This window comes from Thermoleptolyngbya oregonensis NK1-22 (assembly GCF_032705245.1).
Lineage (GTDB): Bacteria > Cyanobacteriota > Cyanobacteriia > Elainellales > Elainellaceae > Thermoleptolyngbya > Thermoleptolyngbya sichuanensis.
In genome coordinates this window covers 84,396-100,413 of sequence record NZ_CP053540.1, presented here as the reverse complement: position 1 = coordinate 100,413, position 16,018 = coordinate 84,396, and the positions used below count along the sequence as shown (strand labels likewise).

The 16,018-nt window shown below is 56.4% G+C and carries 14 protein-coding genes; 7 read left to right on the top strand and 7 right to left on the bottom strand.

Annotated features, from left to right (window positions below; genetic code table 11):
* Positions 1–108: 108 nt before the first annotated feature.
* Positions 109–756: a hypothetical protein gene (locus HNI00_RS00460; protein WP_316789711.1), complete on the bottom strand. Its 648-nt coding sequence runs from the start codon at positions 754–756 to the stop codon at positions 109–111.
* 166 nt (positions 757–922) lie between these two features.
* Between HNI00_RS00460 and HNI00_RS00455 the strand changes: the two genes are divergently transcribed.
* Positions 923–1,957 carry an aspartate carbamoyltransferase catalytic subunit gene (locus tag HNI00_RS00455; RefSeq protein ID WP_316789709.1) on the top strand — a complete coding sequence of 345 codons (1,035 nt, stop codon included), beginning with the start codon at positions 923–925 and terminating at the stop codon, positions 1,955–1,957.
* Between the two features lie 3 nt (positions 1,958–1,960).
* On the opposite strand, the gene HNI00_RS00450 is transcribed toward HNI00_RS00455, so the two are convergent.
* On the bottom strand, positions 1,961–3,622 hold the full coding sequence (locus tag HNI00_RS00450; RefSeq protein ID WP_316789707.1) for an alpha-amylase family glycosyl hydrolase: 1,662 nt from the start codon (positions 3,620–3,622) through the stop codon (positions 1,961–1,963).
* Positions 3,623–3,916: 294 nt separating this feature from the next.
* Here HNI00_RS00450 and HNI00_RS00445 point away from each other — a divergent pair, with 294 nt between their 5' ends.
* Positions 3,917–5,773, top strand: a complete 1,857-nt coding sequence (locus tag HNI00_RS00445) for an alpha-amylase family glycosyl hydrolase (RefSeq protein ID WP_316789705.1) — start codon at positions 3,917–3,919, stop codon at positions 5,771–5,773.
* A gap of 172 nt (positions 5,774–5,945) precedes the next feature.
* Positions 5,946–6,524 carry a hypothetical protein gene (locus HNI00_RS00440; RefSeq protein WP_316789703.1) on the top strand — a complete coding sequence of 193 codons (579 nt, stop codon included), beginning with the start codon at positions 5,946–5,948 and terminating at the stop codon, positions 6,522–6,524.
* Here the strand turns inward: HNI00_RS00440 and HNI00_RS00435 are convergent.
* Together HNI00_RS00435 and aroC are read right to left on the bottom strand one after the other, a co-directional pair.
* Positions 6,460–6,894, bottom strand: coding sequence for an NUDIX hydrolase (locus HNI00_RS00435; RefSeq protein ID WP_316789701.1), 435 nt, complete (start codon positions 6,892–6,894; stop codon positions 6,460–6,462). The genes HNI00_RS00440 and HNI00_RS00435 overlap by 65 nt on opposite strands.
* Before the next feature lie 9 nt (positions 6,895–6,903).
* Positions 6,904–7,992: a chorismate synthase gene (gene aroC, locus HNI00_RS00430; protein WP_316789699.1), complete on the bottom strand. Its 1,089-nt coding sequence runs from the start codon at positions 7,990–7,992 to the stop codon at positions 6,904–6,906.
* 289 nt (positions 7,993–8,281) lie between these two features.
* On the opposite strand from aroC, the gene HNI00_RS00425 reads away from it, so the two are divergent.
* From HNI00_RS00425 to HNI00_RS00415, 3 genes are all read left to right on the top strand, one after another.
* Positions 8,282–8,593 (top strand): slr1957 family protein, encoded by a 312-nt coding sequence (locus HNI00_RS00425; protein WP_297081077.1) that lies wholly within the window; start codon positions 8,282–8,284, stop codon positions 8,591–8,593.
* 40 nt (positions 8,594–8,633) lie between these two features.
* Positions 8,634–9,182 carry a 5-(carboxyamino)imidazole ribonucleotide mutase gene (gene purE, locus HNI00_RS00420; RefSeq protein WP_316789696.1) on the top strand — a complete coding sequence of 183 codons (549 nt, stop codon included), beginning with the start codon at positions 8,634–8,636 and terminating at the stop codon, positions 9,180–9,182.
* Positions 9,183–9,343: 161 nt separating this feature from the next.
* Complete coding sequence (locus tag HNI00_RS00415; RefSeq protein ID WP_316789694.1) at positions 9,344–9,871, top strand: GIY-YIG nuclease family protein; 528 nt, start codon at positions 9,344–9,346, stop codon at positions 9,869–9,871.
* A gap of 254 nt (positions 9,872–10,125) precedes the next feature.
* Here the strand turns inward: HNI00_RS00415 and HNI00_RS00410 are convergent, their stop codons facing one another.
* From HNI00_RS00410 to rarD, 3 genes are all read right to left on the bottom strand, one after another.
* Positions 10,126–12,378: a SulP family inorganic anion transporter gene (locus HNI00_RS00410; RefSeq protein WP_316789691.1), complete on the bottom strand. Its 2,253-nt coding sequence runs from the start codon at positions 12,376–12,378 to the stop codon at positions 10,126–10,128.
* Positions 12,379–12,459: 81 nt separating this feature from the next.
* On the bottom strand, positions 12,460–13,059 hold the full coding sequence (locus HNI00_RS00405; protein WP_316789689.1) for a GDSL-type esterase/lipase family protein: 600 nt from the start codon (positions 13,057–13,059) through the stop codon (positions 12,460–12,462).
* Positions 13,056–13,982 carry an EamA family transporter RarD gene (gene rarD, locus HNI00_RS00400; protein WP_316789687.1) on the bottom strand — a complete coding sequence of 309 codons (927 nt, stop codon included), beginning with the start codon at positions 13,980–13,982 and terminating at the stop codon, positions 13,056–13,058. The genes HNI00_RS00405 and rarD overlap by 4 nt, the downstream gene beginning before the upstream one ends.
* Before the next feature lie 395 nt (positions 13,983–14,377).
* On the opposite strand from rarD, the gene HNI00_RS00395 reads away from it, so the two are divergent.
* Entirely contained in the window at positions 14,378–15,967 is a 1,590-nt protein-coding gene (locus HNI00_RS00395; RefSeq protein WP_316789685.1) for an Hsp70 family protein, read from the top strand.
* Positions 15,968–16,018 lie beyond the last annotated feature (51 nt).

Here is a 16,018-nt window from a genome sequence, read left to right as displayed (position 1 = left end):
AGCAATTAGAAACAGGATGCTTGAGTGACGTAGAAATTGGCTCCAACACTGACTTAGTATTCTGCGTATTCTGCCTCAGTATGCTGCGACGGTTTACTTTCGCGTCCCTCACAATACAATCTCCTCCCCACGCTCCGTAAAGCGGACAGACTTCACATTCCACTCAGGATTTTTCATCAGGGTTTCGCGCAGGCTGCCAAACAGCGCAAACTGTTCGCACGCCGACAGAGAAACGATCTGCCGCTTTGACCCCGGCACCAGGCGCAGATCGATGGTGGCTTCGCCCGTTTGGGCATTCAGGCTGACGCGATAGCCGCCCAGGTCAAAGTCACCATCGCCCTGTTTTTCCAGCACCTTGCCCACGGCCGCCTGCATCGGCTGGTCGGCGGGCACCTGCACCTGCTCTGGCACAAAGTTCACGCACTGGTCATCGGCCTGGTAAACCGTGACCGTGGTCAGCCGGGGGGCAGCCGTGGGGGAAATCGGCGCGGCGAGGGACTGGGGCGCGGCGGGCGAGGCGGGTGCGGCCGGTTTCTCGGAGCTTGCAGGACTGGAACGGTCTGGGGAAGATGCTGCGATGGGTGTGCGAGTTGGCGATTGGGGCGATGCAGCGTTGGGCGGGGCGGCTGTGCGGCTCCCGCAGCCTGCCAAAAGCAGCACAGTCAGCAGGAAAAGCAGGCAGGCAGAAAGTTGGCAGGGTGGGGCGATCGCCCTTGGCATTCGGTTCACCCCCAGTTTCAGCGCTCTCGGTTTCATACAGGAAATTTCATGACAGGGTTCTAGACGGATCGAACAGCCGGGTTTGGCAGCGGGAAGGCGGCGGAGAAGGGCGATCGCCCCAAACTTTGCGGATTCTACCGAATCGGGCGCGGAGGAAGTAGAGCAATGGTCTAAACTCTAAATCGTATTGCATATGACCATTATGGTGACCCCAAACTGGACGCGCCGCCATGTCCTTTCGCTGGCCGACTTTTCGCCAGCGGAATACGACACCGTGCTGCAAACGGCGGCCAGCTTCCGCGAAGTGCTATCTACCCGCACCAAAAAAGTGCCCGCCCTCCAGGGGCAGGTGATTACCAACCTGTTTTTTGAGTCCTCCACCCGCACCCGCAGCAGCTTTGAACTGGCCGCCAAGCGCCTCTCTGCTGACACGCTCAACTTTGCCCCCGGCACGTCATCCCTCACCAAGGGCGAAACTATCCTCGACACAGCGAAGACCTATCTGGCAATGGGCACGGATATGATGGTGATTCGCCACAAAGAAGCAGGTGTGCCCCAGGCGATCGCCCAGGAAATGGATCGGCTCAATACCCACGTCGGCGTGCTGAATGCAGGCGACGGCCAGCACGAACACCCGTCGCAGGGGCTGCTCGATCTGTTTACCCTCTGCACGCTGCTAGATCATGACTATCCCCGCGTGGATCTGCTGCGCGGCAAGAAAATTGCAATCGTGGGAGACATTCTGCATTCCCGCGTGGCCCGCTCCAATCTCTGGAGCCTGACCACCAGCGGCGCAGAGGTTCACCTGGCCGGCCCGCCCACGCTGCTGCCCCACTGGTTTGCAGAATTTGTGAAACCGCCGTCGAAAAAAGTGGGGGAGAAGGCTAACCCAACTCCCCGACCGTCTATCATTCCACCGACCATCCACTGGGAACTCGATCCTGCGCTCGAAAATGCCGACTTTGTGATGACGCTGCGATTGCAAAAAGAGCGGATGACCAGCCACCTGCTGCCCAGTCTGCGCGAATATCACCAGCAGTTTGGCATTACGGGCGATCGCCTCCAGCGCTGCAAACCCAGCGTCAAAGTGCTGCACCCCGGCCCGGTCAATCGCGGCGTGGAAATTAGCTCCGAACTGATGGACGATCCAGACTTCAGCCTGATTTCGCAGCAGGTGACCAGTGGCGTGGCCGTGCGAATGGCGCTGCTTTACCTGATGGGCAGCGGCAAAGGCTGAGGGCTATCCCTGCCAAACAAACACCTTGGCCTCAAACTCGCCCAGGTCGGTCATCAATTGGTCGTCGCCAGACTGCACTTCGTAGTTGCCCGTCCATTCGTGCCAGGTGCCGTTGGCAGGGAAGTTGGGCACGGTGTAGCCTGCCAAAAACTGGTCAGAGAAGTTCGCCACCACCGCCACGCGAGAGCCTTCGTCGTTCCAGCGGGTATAGGCCAACACCTTGACCTCAGGATTTTCGTGGAAAAACTCGACGTTTTCGGTGTGCAGAGCGGCGTTATGTTTCCGCAGCGCAATTAGCCCCTTGTAATAGTCAAACAAGCCCTGGTTCAGGTCGTTACTCAGCAGCGTCCAGTCAATCTTGGCGGGATCGGGCGTTTTGTACTTGTACTCTCCAAATTCCTCGCCCATCCACAGCATCGGCACGCCCATCGCCGTCATCAGCAGCACTGCGCCCAGCTTCAAGCGACGGAATGCGGCTTCGTCAAAAATTTGGCGATCGCTCAATTCTGCCATCACATGGTTGTGGTCGTGGTTAGTCAGATAGTTCACCACATTGGTCGCGCCCATAAAGCCCTGGCGCTTGGCATCAATGACATCCTTGAGCGCTTCCAGATCAAAAGTATCGCCTGTGATGTGGGCCAGCACCGTGTGATAAAAGCTGTCGTGCCAGCAGCCATCCATCGGCCCGTCTACATTGGTAATGCTCGTGGTTTCGGGAATGTGTTCTGCGATGTTAAAAAATGGTTTTGCGCCTGCGGTTTCCTTGGCTTCATGCGTGATCCAGTGCATGAAATCATAGTTCGCAATTTGACGCGCCGCATCATACCGAATGCCGTCCAGATGGTATTCGCGCACCCAGTAGCGCACCGTGTCACCAATGAAGCGGCGGGCAGGATAGGTTTCCAGATTTTCATCGTAGTGTTCGTAGTTAAACTCTGGACCCCAGTTGTTGTCGGGGTCGCGCGGCTCGTGGTGATACCAATAGTCATGGTCGATCTGCGTCAGCGGCGACGACGCTTCCGAATGGTTGTAAATCCCGTCCATGAACACGCGAATGCCTCGATGGTGACACTCGTCGATCAGCCGTTTTAAGTCAGCCGTGGACCCATAGCTCGACTCGGTGGCAAAGAAGTGGCGCGGGTTGTAGCCCCAGCTATAGTCGCCGGGATACTCCTTCACAGGCATTAGCTCTATAGCGTTGATGCCCAAGTCACACAAATAATCCAGTTTTTCGATGACATGCTTGTATTGTCCGCGAGCGTGGGGGTCGTCTTCACCCCCCGAAAAGTCCGCCACATGCATTTCGTAAATCACCAGCTCGTGATCGGCAGGCAGCGGCGTGTCGTCATATTGCCAAACGTAGGTATCAACGATTCGCTGTCCGTCTTTAATTCGCGCAATGGCGTTCTCTTCAGAAGATTTTCCATCTACGTCGGTGGCGTAGGGATCGGTCACATCTACCCACTGATTGGGTTCAAAAAACCAGGACTTACTTTGAACCCGAAACTTATAGTTATAAACACCATCTTCCAAATCCACGCTAACCCGAAAGAAACCGTCTTTTCCCTTTTTCATGGGGATTTCTTCCCAGTCTGAAAAGGAACCAATGAGTGATACGGCTTCGTTGTAGGGCGCAAACAAACTGAATTCAATAGGACTTGCCATAGTTTTTTCGTCGGGAAAGCTTGAACTAGCGATTTCATTATTGGCGATGCCAAGATTAGGCACATCTGGCATTAGAAATAGGGCGTTAGAAATAGGGCGTTAGAAATAGGGCGTTAGAAATAGAACCTTAGAAATAAATCAAAAGGAATAGCGTGTCAGGAATGGCGTGTCAGGAATCGGGACGGCGAGAAGGGCGATCGCCCCCTGACGTATTCCCCTTGACCAAGGGTTTTCGATCGCGCCAACTATGATCTGGCCACATTGCTCCTCATCAACGTTAGAAATCTAAAAATAATGCTGACTGTTATTGAACCGCAGGCTCCCCGGCGGCTGGCAGATGCGGATCTGAATCCTCGCGGCCGCGTATTTCCCAGTCCTCTATCCTGGCGCGATCAGTTTCTCTACCAGCTGTTGCCAGACCGCTTCAGCGACGGTCGCGAGGGAGAGCGGCCGATGTTCGATCGCCACCGGCCAGAGCAGTTTCGCGCCGAAAGCAAGGCCGCCTGGATGGCCGCAGGCAATCGGTTTAATGGCGGCACGCTGAAGGGCATTCTCAGCAAGCTGGACTATTTGCAGACTCTGGGGGTGACTACGCTCTGGCTCAATCCCCCCTGGAAGCAGCGGATCGATACCGAAACCTATCACGGCTACGGGATTCAGAATTTTTTGGAGGTCGATCCGCGCTTTGGCACGCGACAAGACCTGCGGGATCTGGTCGATGCGGCGCATGATCGCGGCATGTACGTGGTTCTGGATATTATCTACAACCACAGCGGCAGCAATTGGTACTATCGCGGCCCGGAGGGTTCTCCAGCAGAAACCATGCCCTACCGCTTTTCGCCGCCCTACGAGATTCACGGCTGGCGATCGCACGAGAGCCGCAGCATTCCCCAGCCCCTCACCCTGGAGGATGGGGTGTTTCCCGAAGAATTTCAAAACCCAGACTGGTACAACCGGGCAGGCATGATTAGCCAGTGGGAAGTGTCGCCGTGGGAAGACCCGCTCAATCCCTACGTGGAGTTTCGTCAGGGCGACTTTTTTGAACTGCGCGATTTCAACTTGGAAAATAAGGAAACGCTGTCGGCGCTGGCCAAGGTCTATCAATACTGGATTGCGCTGACGGACTGCGACGGCTTTCGAGTCGATGCCGTCAAGCACGTTTCGCCTGCCTCCTCGCGCCGATTTTGCAGCGAGATCCACGGCTATGCCCAGGCCATTGGCAAGGAAAACTTCTTGCTGGCGGGGGAACTGACGGATGAAAACCTGGTGCAGGGCTATCGCGACATCTTTGGGCGCAATCTGGACTCGGTGCTGGATATTGCCGCCGCGCCAAATAACCTGATGGCACTGGTGAAGGGGCTGGGCCATCCTGGAGCCTATTTTGGGCTATATGACGAAGCGCAGCTTTCGGGCAGCATCCGCCAGTTGGGGACGTATCACGTCTCGGTGCTGGACGACCACGATATGTGTTCGCGACCAGCAAAGCAGCGGTTTGCGGCAGGTAGCGACCTCCCCACCCGCTATCACCAGGCGGCCCATGCGGTTGGGGTGATGCTGACCATGCCGGGAGTGCCGTCGATTTACTACGGCACAGAGCAGGCGCTCGATGGCTCCGAAAGTTACCACGACTATGGCATCGAGCCGCAGCACGCCTATATCGACCGCTATATTCGCGAGTGTATGTTTGGCGGCAAGTTTGGCGCGTTTGGCACGGAGGGATGCCACTTTTTTAACCCGCAGCATCCGACCTATTTGCGAATTGCGGCGATCGCCCGTGTGCGCCAGCGTCCCGATCGCATCGGCCGCGCCCTGCGCCGGGGGCAACACTATCCTCGCGAAACCTCGTTTATGGATCGTCCCTTTTCCTATCCCGGTGCGGGAGAACTGGCCGCCTGGTCACAAATTCAATTCAATGCAGAAGTGCTAATGGTGCTGAACACCCACAGCACAGAAGGGCGAGGCGCATATGTGACGATTGATCGCTCGCTGCATCCCAACGGCTCAACCATGACGGTGCTGTACAACAGCGATTGGAGCGACGAGCAACTCCAGAACCCGCCGACGGATGAAACCGTCACCGTGGAGCATTATCAAGACCGACGGGTGGTTCATGTCAGCTTGCCGCCCGCAGGCATGATGATCTTGGCTTAGGTTGGGGTTGTCCACTGCCGATGCCTGATGAGTCGGGAAATGGCGCTAATGTGGCGTAAATGTGGCGTAGCGTCTCCACTCCCTGCCTCTGCCGATTTTGCAAGTTCGCTCATCCCCCTCAAAATGGGGTAGCTTCCGCACCTCGATGCTGGCGAAGTTGCCTTGAGCAATCATGAAGCTTTTGGCAGGTGAGTTCAAAGCACTGAGCGAGAGTATGAATCAGCAAGAAATCGAACACCGCGATCGCGTTCTTCGCAGCTATTTTGAAGGGTGCGATTGGGATCAAAACGGAGAGTATGAGCTAAAACGAACGCTGGTTTTGAATAGCGATCGCCTCCTGCCTGACTATCCCTACGTTGTGGAAAACGAGTGGGAAGTCGAACCCGGTCGAGGGCATAAGGGGCGGGGAGATCTGGTGTTTACCGATGGGGCAGGGCGATTTGCGGTGGTAGAGGTCAAGTGCTTAAATCGGACAGGTTGTGGCGGCAATAAAAAAGCCCAACAGGAAAAAGTCCGAGTCCGGCGACACCAAGTTATAAAACAGGCGCTTCACTATGCCAACATTTACGCCGCTTCAAAGCTGGAAGCAGGCGTGATTGATGACCCAAACGCAGTCGCGGCCTATGTGTTTACGAACGAGCAGGACTATCCCTATTTCCTGTTCAGAGAATCAGAATCCTTGCAGATTACGAATGTCCCCATACAAAGTCCTTCAGACCATCGGGAACCAGTCGCAGCCCTGCATCGCTGAACTCGGATAGAGATTTCCACTCGGCCAGCAGGGGCTTGTCCCCTTCGGAACCAGAGAGATGCGGCTGGTTGTAGAGCGTGCGATCGCAAAATTTGGCATCATAGATCAGCACAATTTCATGGCCCGGCTTGCCCTCCAGCGTGAAGAGATTCTCTAGCGTGCCCAGCCAGGTCAACTGCTCAATTTCTGCGCCCAGTTCTTCGCGCATCTCGCGGATCAGCGCGTCGCGGCTGGTTTCGCCAAATTCGATGCCGCCGCCCAGCGGTCGATAATAGTCGGACTGCTTGACGGAATCATAGTCGCGGGAAACGAGGATGCGGTCTTGATGTCGAAACAAGCACAGCACAATGAGTCGAATCCGCCCCTTCATTCTCCACTCCTAGAACAACTCGCACTGCCCATGATGGCGCAGCAGGTGATCGCAGAGGACAAGGGCGACCATCGCCTCCACCATTGGCACGGCGCGGGGCAGCACACAGGGGTCATGGCGACCTTTGGCAGCGAGGACGGTTTCTTCGCCGTCGCTAGTCACGGTGCGCTGCTCTTTGCGGATAGTGGCAGTGGGTTTGAATGCTACGCGCAGGATGATGTTTTCGCCGTTGGAGATGCCGCCCTGGATGCCGCCGGAGCGGTTGGTGACGGTGCGAATTTCGCCTTGGTCGTCGATGTAGAATTCGTCGTTGTGCTGAAAGCCAGTTAGCAGCGTTCCCGCGAAGCCAGAGCCGATTTCAAAGCCTTTGCTGGCGGGCAGAGACATGACGGCTTTGGCGAGGTCGGCTTCGAGCTTGTCGAACACGGGTTCGCCTAATCCTTTGGGCACGGCGCGGGCCACACATTCCACCACGCCGCCGATGGAGTCGCCCGATCGCCCGGTTTGCTCAATTAGCTCAATCATCCGCTCGGCGCATTCATGATCGGGGCAGCGGACAATGTTGCTTTCCACCTGCTCCATTGTGACGGTGTTGGGATCAACTGCGCCTTCTAGGTCTTTGATGCGCTTGACGTAGCCGATGATCTCAACCCCTGCGACCTGATGCAGGATTTTCTTGGCGATCGCCCCTGCCGCCACCCGCCCAATCGTCTCCCGCGCCGAGGAGCGCCCGCCGCCGCGCCAGTTGCGGATGCCGTATTTTGCGTCATAGGTCGCGTCGGCGTGGGACGGGCGATATTTCACCGCCATTTCGTCATAGTCCTGCGATCGCGCGTCCTTGTTTCTCACCAAGAGGGCGATCGGCGTGCCCAGCGTCTTGCCGTCCATCACGCCCGATAGAATCTCGCAGCGGTCTTCTTCCTTGCGCGGCGTGACGATGTGGCTCTGGCCGGGGCGGCGGCGGTCTAGCTCTGTTTGAATGTCGGCTTCAGAAATCTCTACACGGGGTGGGCAGCCGTCAATCACCACGCCCACGCCGCCGCCGTGCGACTCGCCAAATGTTGTAATTCTAAACAAATGCCCAAAGGTACTACCCATATTGCAACCCGGTGAAAATCCGTTGAACCGCTTGAGTTGGCGCTGTTTGCGACCCAGCAGCCTTCTATTCTAACTGGTTGTTAAGTAACATTTGATGTCTTGTCAACCGGGCATTTACTCCGCTCTGCTAGTCTACAAACATAGCAAGCAGTCAAGCTTTGCCATCAAGCTTTTTCTAGGTTCCTTCTAGGTTTCAGTGCTGCTTTGGGTTCCGAACGATTGATGCTACTGAGCATTCTTCGGAATCTTTACTTTTTTAACCTCTTTTGTCGATCGATCCACCGTGGCTATGAATAAGTACTGTACTGAATGGATTCAAGAATGGTGCCTCCAAAACGGTTGGACGGATCTGTTTCAGGAGCGTCGGGAATATTGGGCGTTTCCGCCCCACGCCGTGATGCCCCTGCCCATTCCCACAGAGGCGCTGCTGTCTATCAAGGCGGAAAAGGGCTTTAGCCCCCAGGAGCGACTGTGGCTGAGTGCGGCCTGGGCGGGAGCCGTAATTTCGGCAGGTCTGGGCGTATACTTCCAGTCGCCGATGCCGCTGGTGGTGGCGTTCGCCTTTTGCGCCGTGATCTTTGGTCTAATGGACGATGAGTAAGGCGCTCTGCGTTTCTCGTTGAATCCATTTTCTGCTTGACATGACACAACCATCCACGCCATTGCCCGCCGCCTCGCCTGCGGTGGGCATTATTATGGGCAGTGACTCTGACTTGCCCACCATGCAGGGGGCGATCGCCATTTGCGAACAGTTCCAGGTTGCCTGCGAAGTGGCGATCGTCTCCGCCCACCGCACCCCAGAGCGCATGGTGGATTATGCCCAGACCGCCCACGAGCGCGGGCTAAAGGTCATCATCGCGGGTGCAGGCGGCGCGGCACATTTGCCGGGAATGGTGGCCGCCCTCACGCCATTGCCTGTGATTGGCGTTCCCGTACCCAGCCGCCATCTGCAAGGACTGGACTCGCTCTATTCCATCGTGCAAATGCCCGCCGGAATCCCCGTGGCGACCGTGGCGATCGGCAACGCCCAAAACGCCGGACTCCTTGCCGTGCAGATTCTCGCCTGCCAACAGCCCGACCTGCTGGCCCAGGTACAGCGCTATCGCCAAAGCCTGCGCGATATGGTGCTAGAGAAACAGTCGAAGCTCGATGCGGTAGGATATCAGGCGTATCTCCAGCAAATGTCGTAGTTTGCAGTCTATGTGAGATCCCCCTAAATTCCCCTTAATAAGGGGGACTTCCGAATCCGGTTCCTCCCTTTGGTAAGGAGGACACCCGAATCCGGTTCCCCCCTTACTAAGGGGGCTAGGGGGGATCTCCAAAGCCCCAGCGATTCACCCACCCCCTGCCCATGCCCACCCTCGCCGAACTGCCCTTTTTGCCCTATCTGGACGACCAGGGCGAGATTATCCACGAATTCGACGGCAAGGTAGGAGCCTACGCCATCTTTGCGGCTGACCAGACCTTGCAATACATCGGCTATTCCCGTGACATCACCGCCAGCCTGCTGCAACATCTCGTGCGGGTGCCGCAGGGCTGCCATTGGGTGAAGGGGTGGACGTGCGATCGCCCCAGCCGCACCCTGCTAGAAACCGTCCGCACCGACTGGATCGCCGAAAGCGGCGCAACGCCCCCCGGCAACGGCGCAGACGAAGCCCGCTGGAACCAGCCCATCGATGCCAAAGTCCACATGACCCCGCAGGAGCAGGCCGACTATGCCAGCGCCGACGACCAGGGCAAAATCAAAACCCTGAAGCAGGTCGCACGACGGGTCGAGGCAGAAGTGCTGAAAGCGCTGGGCGATCGCGGCGTGACAACACCCATCCGCTTTGACCCCAAGCTAAAGGAAGAGGGGCTGCTGGGGCTGAAGCCTGTCTAGGGATCAGGGATCAGGGGTTAGGGGCTGGTTGACTGACAAAACTCGAATCACCCTCACCCCAACCCCTCTCCCAGAGCGGGATAGGGGCTTCAAACCCAGTTCTAAACTCCGGCTCCCTTTCTCCCTTTTTGGGAGAAGGGGTTGGGGGATGAGGGAAAAAGATCTGTCAGTCAACCAGGGGGTAGGGGTCAGGTTGGGAGTAGTTGCCTCCTGCTGCCTGATCTCTGCCACCTGACCCTTAATCCCTAACTACCCTAATCGAGCAGTTGATTAATTTCCTGATACGCCTGAGACAGGCGCTCAGCCATCAGTTGATTCATTGCTTTTTGAAAGGCGATCGCCCCCTGCGGATTTTCGGCCTGCATGTGGGTCAGAGCGGTCTGGGTCATTTGGTAGATGGTGCTGGGCATGTCGGCGATCGCCGTAGTTTGGTGCGCCGTGTTCGAGAAAAACTCCATCTCGCCTACGAAGCTTCCGGCTCCCAGCGTTTGCAGGCGTTTTGCGGTCGCTTGCTGGTCTGCCTGTGCCCACACCGTTACCTGACCAAATTCGAGAATATACAGGGCGATCGCGGCTTCGCCCTCACGAAATAGCGCGTCTCCTGCTGCTAAATCCAGTTCTTCCAAATAAGTGCCAATTTCGGCAATTTGGGGCGAATTGGGAAACCAGTTCTCCATCTGCAACACCAGCGGCAAAGACTTTTTACGCCGCCAGGAAATGGCAGACAAAATTTGATTTTCACACCACTCTACGCCGCGATCCAGGTCTGGAAAAATCAGGCAAGTCGGGTCATCTTCTTGGATCAGGCCGCTCCGCTGAATCTGTTCTGCAATCTCAGGAGAAAGGTGCGTAAACAATAGGTTAAAAGACTCTCTCTGAGCAACTTGCTTGAGCTTTTCAAACCCCAACACAGCCGAAGAATCGAGTCCTGTAACAGCTTGAAAATTCAAAACAACGAACTTTGGCGAAACCAATTGCTCTGCCTGGATACGCTGCTGAATTTGGTTGATGAGCGTCGTTGCGGTGCCAAAAAAGAGAAATCCCTGGAGATCAAGAATATAAAGCTGTTCACCTTCCTGGCGAAGGGCGCGCTGCTCGGTGGGCGATCGCCCTACGCGGCTGCGGTAATTTGTGCCCGACAAAATATGCTTTGCGACGCGAGTGCGGCTGTAGTTCACCACAAACAGCACCATCGCAATGGCTAACCCCAACCCCACGCCTTCCAAAAAGCCGACCAGCGCAATCACCAGCAGGATAATTTGCGCCAAAACATAGTCGGCTTTGGAAAGCTTGAACCATGCATCATACACCCATTCCACCAAAAAGCTGAGGCCCAAAAACACCAACATACCGCCCAAAACTGCTTTTGGAATCAGGGCAGCGAGTCCGCCAGAAAATAGAATTACCACACAAACCAGGGCGGCCAAAATTCCAACAAATCGGCTTTTTGCGCCAATTTTTACGCTGCAAAGCGTGGATAGACCCAGCCCATGAAATCCAATAATGCCGCCTCCCAACCCAGCGAGGATATTGCCCAATCCAGCAGCCCGTAATTCCTGATTCAGGTCAATATCTTGTCTGCTTGCCAGTTCAATTCCAGTAGAATTTAGCAGCAGCATCATGACCGTCACCAGCATGATGCTGATTATTCGGGGAAGCTGTTCTCCGATTGCCTGCCAGTTTGCTTGGAACAGTAGGCTCGGCTCAATCGGTCGCCAGAGGGCCCCTTGTGGAAATTCGGGTAGCAACAATCCGTATTCTCTTGCTTCGGCAATACTGGTCTGGGTTAGAAACAGCAATACATAAAAAATGAGCGATCCAAAAAACACCATTCCCGGCACGATAAAAATGCTATCTCGATGGCGCAAGATCCAGAGCAAAAGCAGGCCGAAAATCACTCCCGGAACCCAGCGAATTAAAAGTTGTGGCTGGAGCAAGATGTTGATTTCAGCAAAGCTAAAAAAGCGATCGCTCAGCAGGCTGAAGCCACTTTGAGCAATTAGATATCCCGTGCCTGAGAGAAAGCCGCCAATCACCGGATAGGGCGCAAACCGGGTCAGGTTGCCCAGGCGGTAGGTTCCTAGCAAAAAGCAGACCACGCCTGTTAGCAGAGAAGTAGTGGCGATCGCCATCACCGCCGTTGCAAACAATGCTGCTGGCGTAGCCGACCCAGACAGCTTCGTCACCATTGCGCTGATCAGCAGCGACAGAATCACGCCCGGGCCGTCTTGCGGAATAATCAACACTCCAGGTAGTGAACTGCCCAAAGCTACAATAATACTGACCGTAATCGCAGTGAATAAAACCAGCCCGATGCCCGTCGAGACGAAGGGCGTTAGCTCACCCGAAAAGATTAGTGCGCCAAAGGAAACGGCGTAAACCACTAGAAAAATACCTGCAATCATGCCCGCCGTGAGACTGGGAATCAATCGGCTGGGTTGCAATTCCTGTTGGATCAGGGCACGAAAGTTCTGGCGAGTCCAGCGGGCTTTGGCGGTGGGGGGCATGGCTTCTCCTGGGGCTAAACTGAAGCTCAATCCGCGGTCTGAGTGATTTTTTTATTAAACGCTAAAAATTGCTTGGCAGCACTATTCCAGCTTCCACCAGGCTGGCCAACTGAGTACCAGTTGCGCCAGTTCTGCGTAGCCTGCTGCATTGGGATGGGCCCCGTCGCCCGATCGCACTTCCGCCATCCACACGGGCGATCGCCGCAGTGGCGTGAACACATCCAGGTAGGGAATCTCAAAGCCCTCGCAGATTTGCCGCTGATAGCCCACCAGTTCAGCAATGCGTTCGTTCTGCGCTTCATCGGCGATCGCCGGAGGACTGACCATCAGCACCGGATATTGCCGCTTGGCCACCAGCAAAATCATGCCCGTGTGCCGCAGCGAGTCCGACGTTTTCACCCGCACCCCGCCCTGTTCCCAGGTCGTATCGTTTGCCCCAAAGGAAAATACCACCCGCCCGTCACACCCCTCTGGCAGCCGCGCCATCACCTCAAACTGCCAGCGCACGCCGATATCAGCGCTGGTTTCTCGCCGCACGCCGAGGTTGTAATAGGTCAACGGCACGCCCCGCTGGCTGGCAAACTGGCAGACGCGCCCCGTCCAGCCCAGCAGCGTCGAGTCGCCCGTGCCATTCACAAACGAGTCGCCCACAAAGCAGATGCGGAGGTCAGGATTGCTCATATCCTCTGTGTTCGAGTTCGCAGCCAGGAGGTCGCGGAATAAATCAGCAAGGCCAGCCAGATGCAGCCAAACGTGACCGCATGGGCAGGCGTAAAGGGTTCGCGATAGAGAAACACGCCCAAGAGAAGCTGCAAGCTGGGCGCAAGGTACTGCATGAAACCCAGCGTTGAAAGTTGCAGCCGCTTGGCCGCATTGTTGAACCACAGCAGCGGAAACGACGTGACAATGCCGCAGCCCATAAACAGCAGCATCAGCCCCAGGCTATCAGAAAAATGCCCTGTGCCCGTTACGTCGCCAAAGCTGATGAATAAGATAGCCGCCGGAGAGACCCACAACGCTTCTATCGTCAGCCCAACCACGGGCGAAACGGGGACAATCTTTCGCACCAGCCCATAGAGCGCAAAGGAAAACGCCAGGAACAGAGCAATCCAGGGTACTGTGCCAAGCTGCCAGATAAAATAAATCACCCCCAGCGTCGCTAATGCCACGGCCAATTGCTGTCCCCAGTGCAGCCGCTCCTTTAGCACCACAAAGCCCAGCAGCACGCTGACCAGGGGGTTGATAAAATAGCCGAGGCTGGTTTCCACGACGCGATCGCTATTCACGCCATAGATATATAGCCCCCAGTTAAACGCTAGCAGCAGCGCCGTGATCAGCAAAATGCCCAGCGTGCGGGGCGATCGCCCAATGGCCTGCAACTCTGCCCGCCGATCTTGCGCGATTAGCACGCTGATCAAAAACACCGCCGACCAGAAAAAGCGGTGGCTCAACACTTCTATTGAAGAAATAGAACCAAACGCTTTCCAGTAAATAGGCAGCAATCCCCACGCGGTATAGGCCAGCAAAGCATAGATTAGCCCCGATTCTCGCCTAGACGAAACGGAGCCGAGAGATGGTTTTGGATTCACGAAATTCAAAGGCAAGGCTTTGGGGTGGAAGTGCTTGAAGGCAAAGCTTCTGCCCATGCTAGAGCCAGGTTCTACATTGCCAATACGACCATGTGGGCGATTTTTGGGGCGATTTTTGGGGCGATTTCCAAGAAGCAAGTTTTCGCACTCTGCAAGCAAAGCTCTGGCAGCTTGACAGAGCCGTTGCAGAATCGGGTAGCCCTAACTGGCACATTCTCTCCCAGCCACGCAGGAGGTCTAAGGAATTCGTGAGTGCGATCGCCCCACGCTAGGAAAAATTGCAGGCTTTGCAGACGGTTTGTAAGGACGGCTTGCGCTAGACAACACAAGCCCTAGCACTCGCTCTCTTTAATTGGTAGTCTCAATTTTGGAGTCATTATCCCAAACCCCCAACTCCTGACCCTCGCTCAATGCCCTACGCAATCGACTTTGGCACCAGCAACACCGTCATTGCCCGATGGAACGCCGCCACGCAGCAGCCCGAAACCGTTGTTCTAGACCGCCTTTCTCTGCAACTGGGGGGCAATCCGCCGCTGGTGCCTAGCTTGCTGTACATAGAAGATGCGGCGGCGGGCAAGACGCTTGCAGGACAAACGGTGCGCGATCGCGGCTTGGATCTGTCTCGCGACCCGCGCTTTTTTCGCAACTTCAAGCGGGGCGTGGGGGCAGAGATTCAGGGCTTTTTGCCGGATCTGGACGGGCGCAGCGTCAGCTTCGAGCAAGTGGGCGAGTGGTTTTTGGCGCAGGTGATTGGGCAGCTTCAGCACACTGACCCTGACCTAGAGACGCTAGTCTTCACCGTACCCGTGGATAGTTTCGAGGCCTATCGGCTGTGGCTGGCGCGGGCCTGTGAATCGCTGAACGTGCAGCAGGTACGGATGCTGGATGAGCCGACGGCGGCGGCGCTGGGCTATGGGCTGGCGGGTGGCAGCACGCTGCTGGTGGTAGATTTTGGCGGCGGCACGCTGGATCTGTCGCTGGTGCGGCTGGAGAAGTCGCCGAGCGGCGCGAAACCCCTGGGCGTGCTGTTGAAGTGGGGACAAAAGACGCTGACGGAATCGGGGCAAAAGTCCAAAACGGCTCGCGTGTTGGCCAAGGCGGGACAAAACTTGGGCGGTGCAGATATTGACAACTGGCTGGCGGATCACTTTGCGACTGAGCAGGGGTTGCCCGTTTCTTCGCTGACGCTGCGGCTGGCAGAACGGCTAAAGATTCAGCTTTCGGAACAACCAGAGGCGGCGGAGGCCTATTTCAACGACGAAACGCTGGAGAGCGTGGAGCTACACCTGAGCCGCGATCGCCTCCAGGAGATCTTGCAAGCAAACGGCTTTTTTGACCGATTGGACGACGCGATGAGTCAGGTGCTTCAGCAGGCACGACGCGAGGGACTGGAAAGCGGCGACATCGATGCGGTGCTGCTGGTGGGTGGCACGGCCCAGATTCCCGCCGTGCAGGCCTGGGTGCGGCAATATTTCCCCGCCGACAAGATCCGCTCTGAGAAGCCCTTCGAGGCGATCGCCCACGGAGCCTTGCAAATTGCCCAGGGTGTGGAGGTCAAGGATTATCTCTATCACAGCTATGGCGTGCGCTATTGGGATCGGCGCAACCGTCGCCACGGCTGGCATCCCATTATCCGCGAGGGACAGCCCTATCCAATGGAAAAGCCCGTCGAGCTAACCCTCGGCGCGTCGATGGACAACCAGCCCAGCATTGAGCTAATCATTGGGGAACTGGGCGCAGATACCACCACGACGGAAGTCTTCTTTGAGGGCGATCGCCTCGTCACCCGCGTCACGGGGGGCACGGCCCAGGTGAAGCCGCTGAACGACACCGACCGCGCCCGCAGCATCGCCCGCCTCGATCCGCCCGGTGCGCCAGGGAGCGATCGCATCAAGGTGCAGTTCTGGGTGGATGGCGATCGCTTCCTCCGCATCACCGTCGATGACCTGCTCACCAACCGCACCCTCACCGAAAATCAAGCCGTCGTGCAGTTGAGCTAGGAAATTTTCGATATCTATTTCGATATCTATCGACATCTGACCGAGGGATAG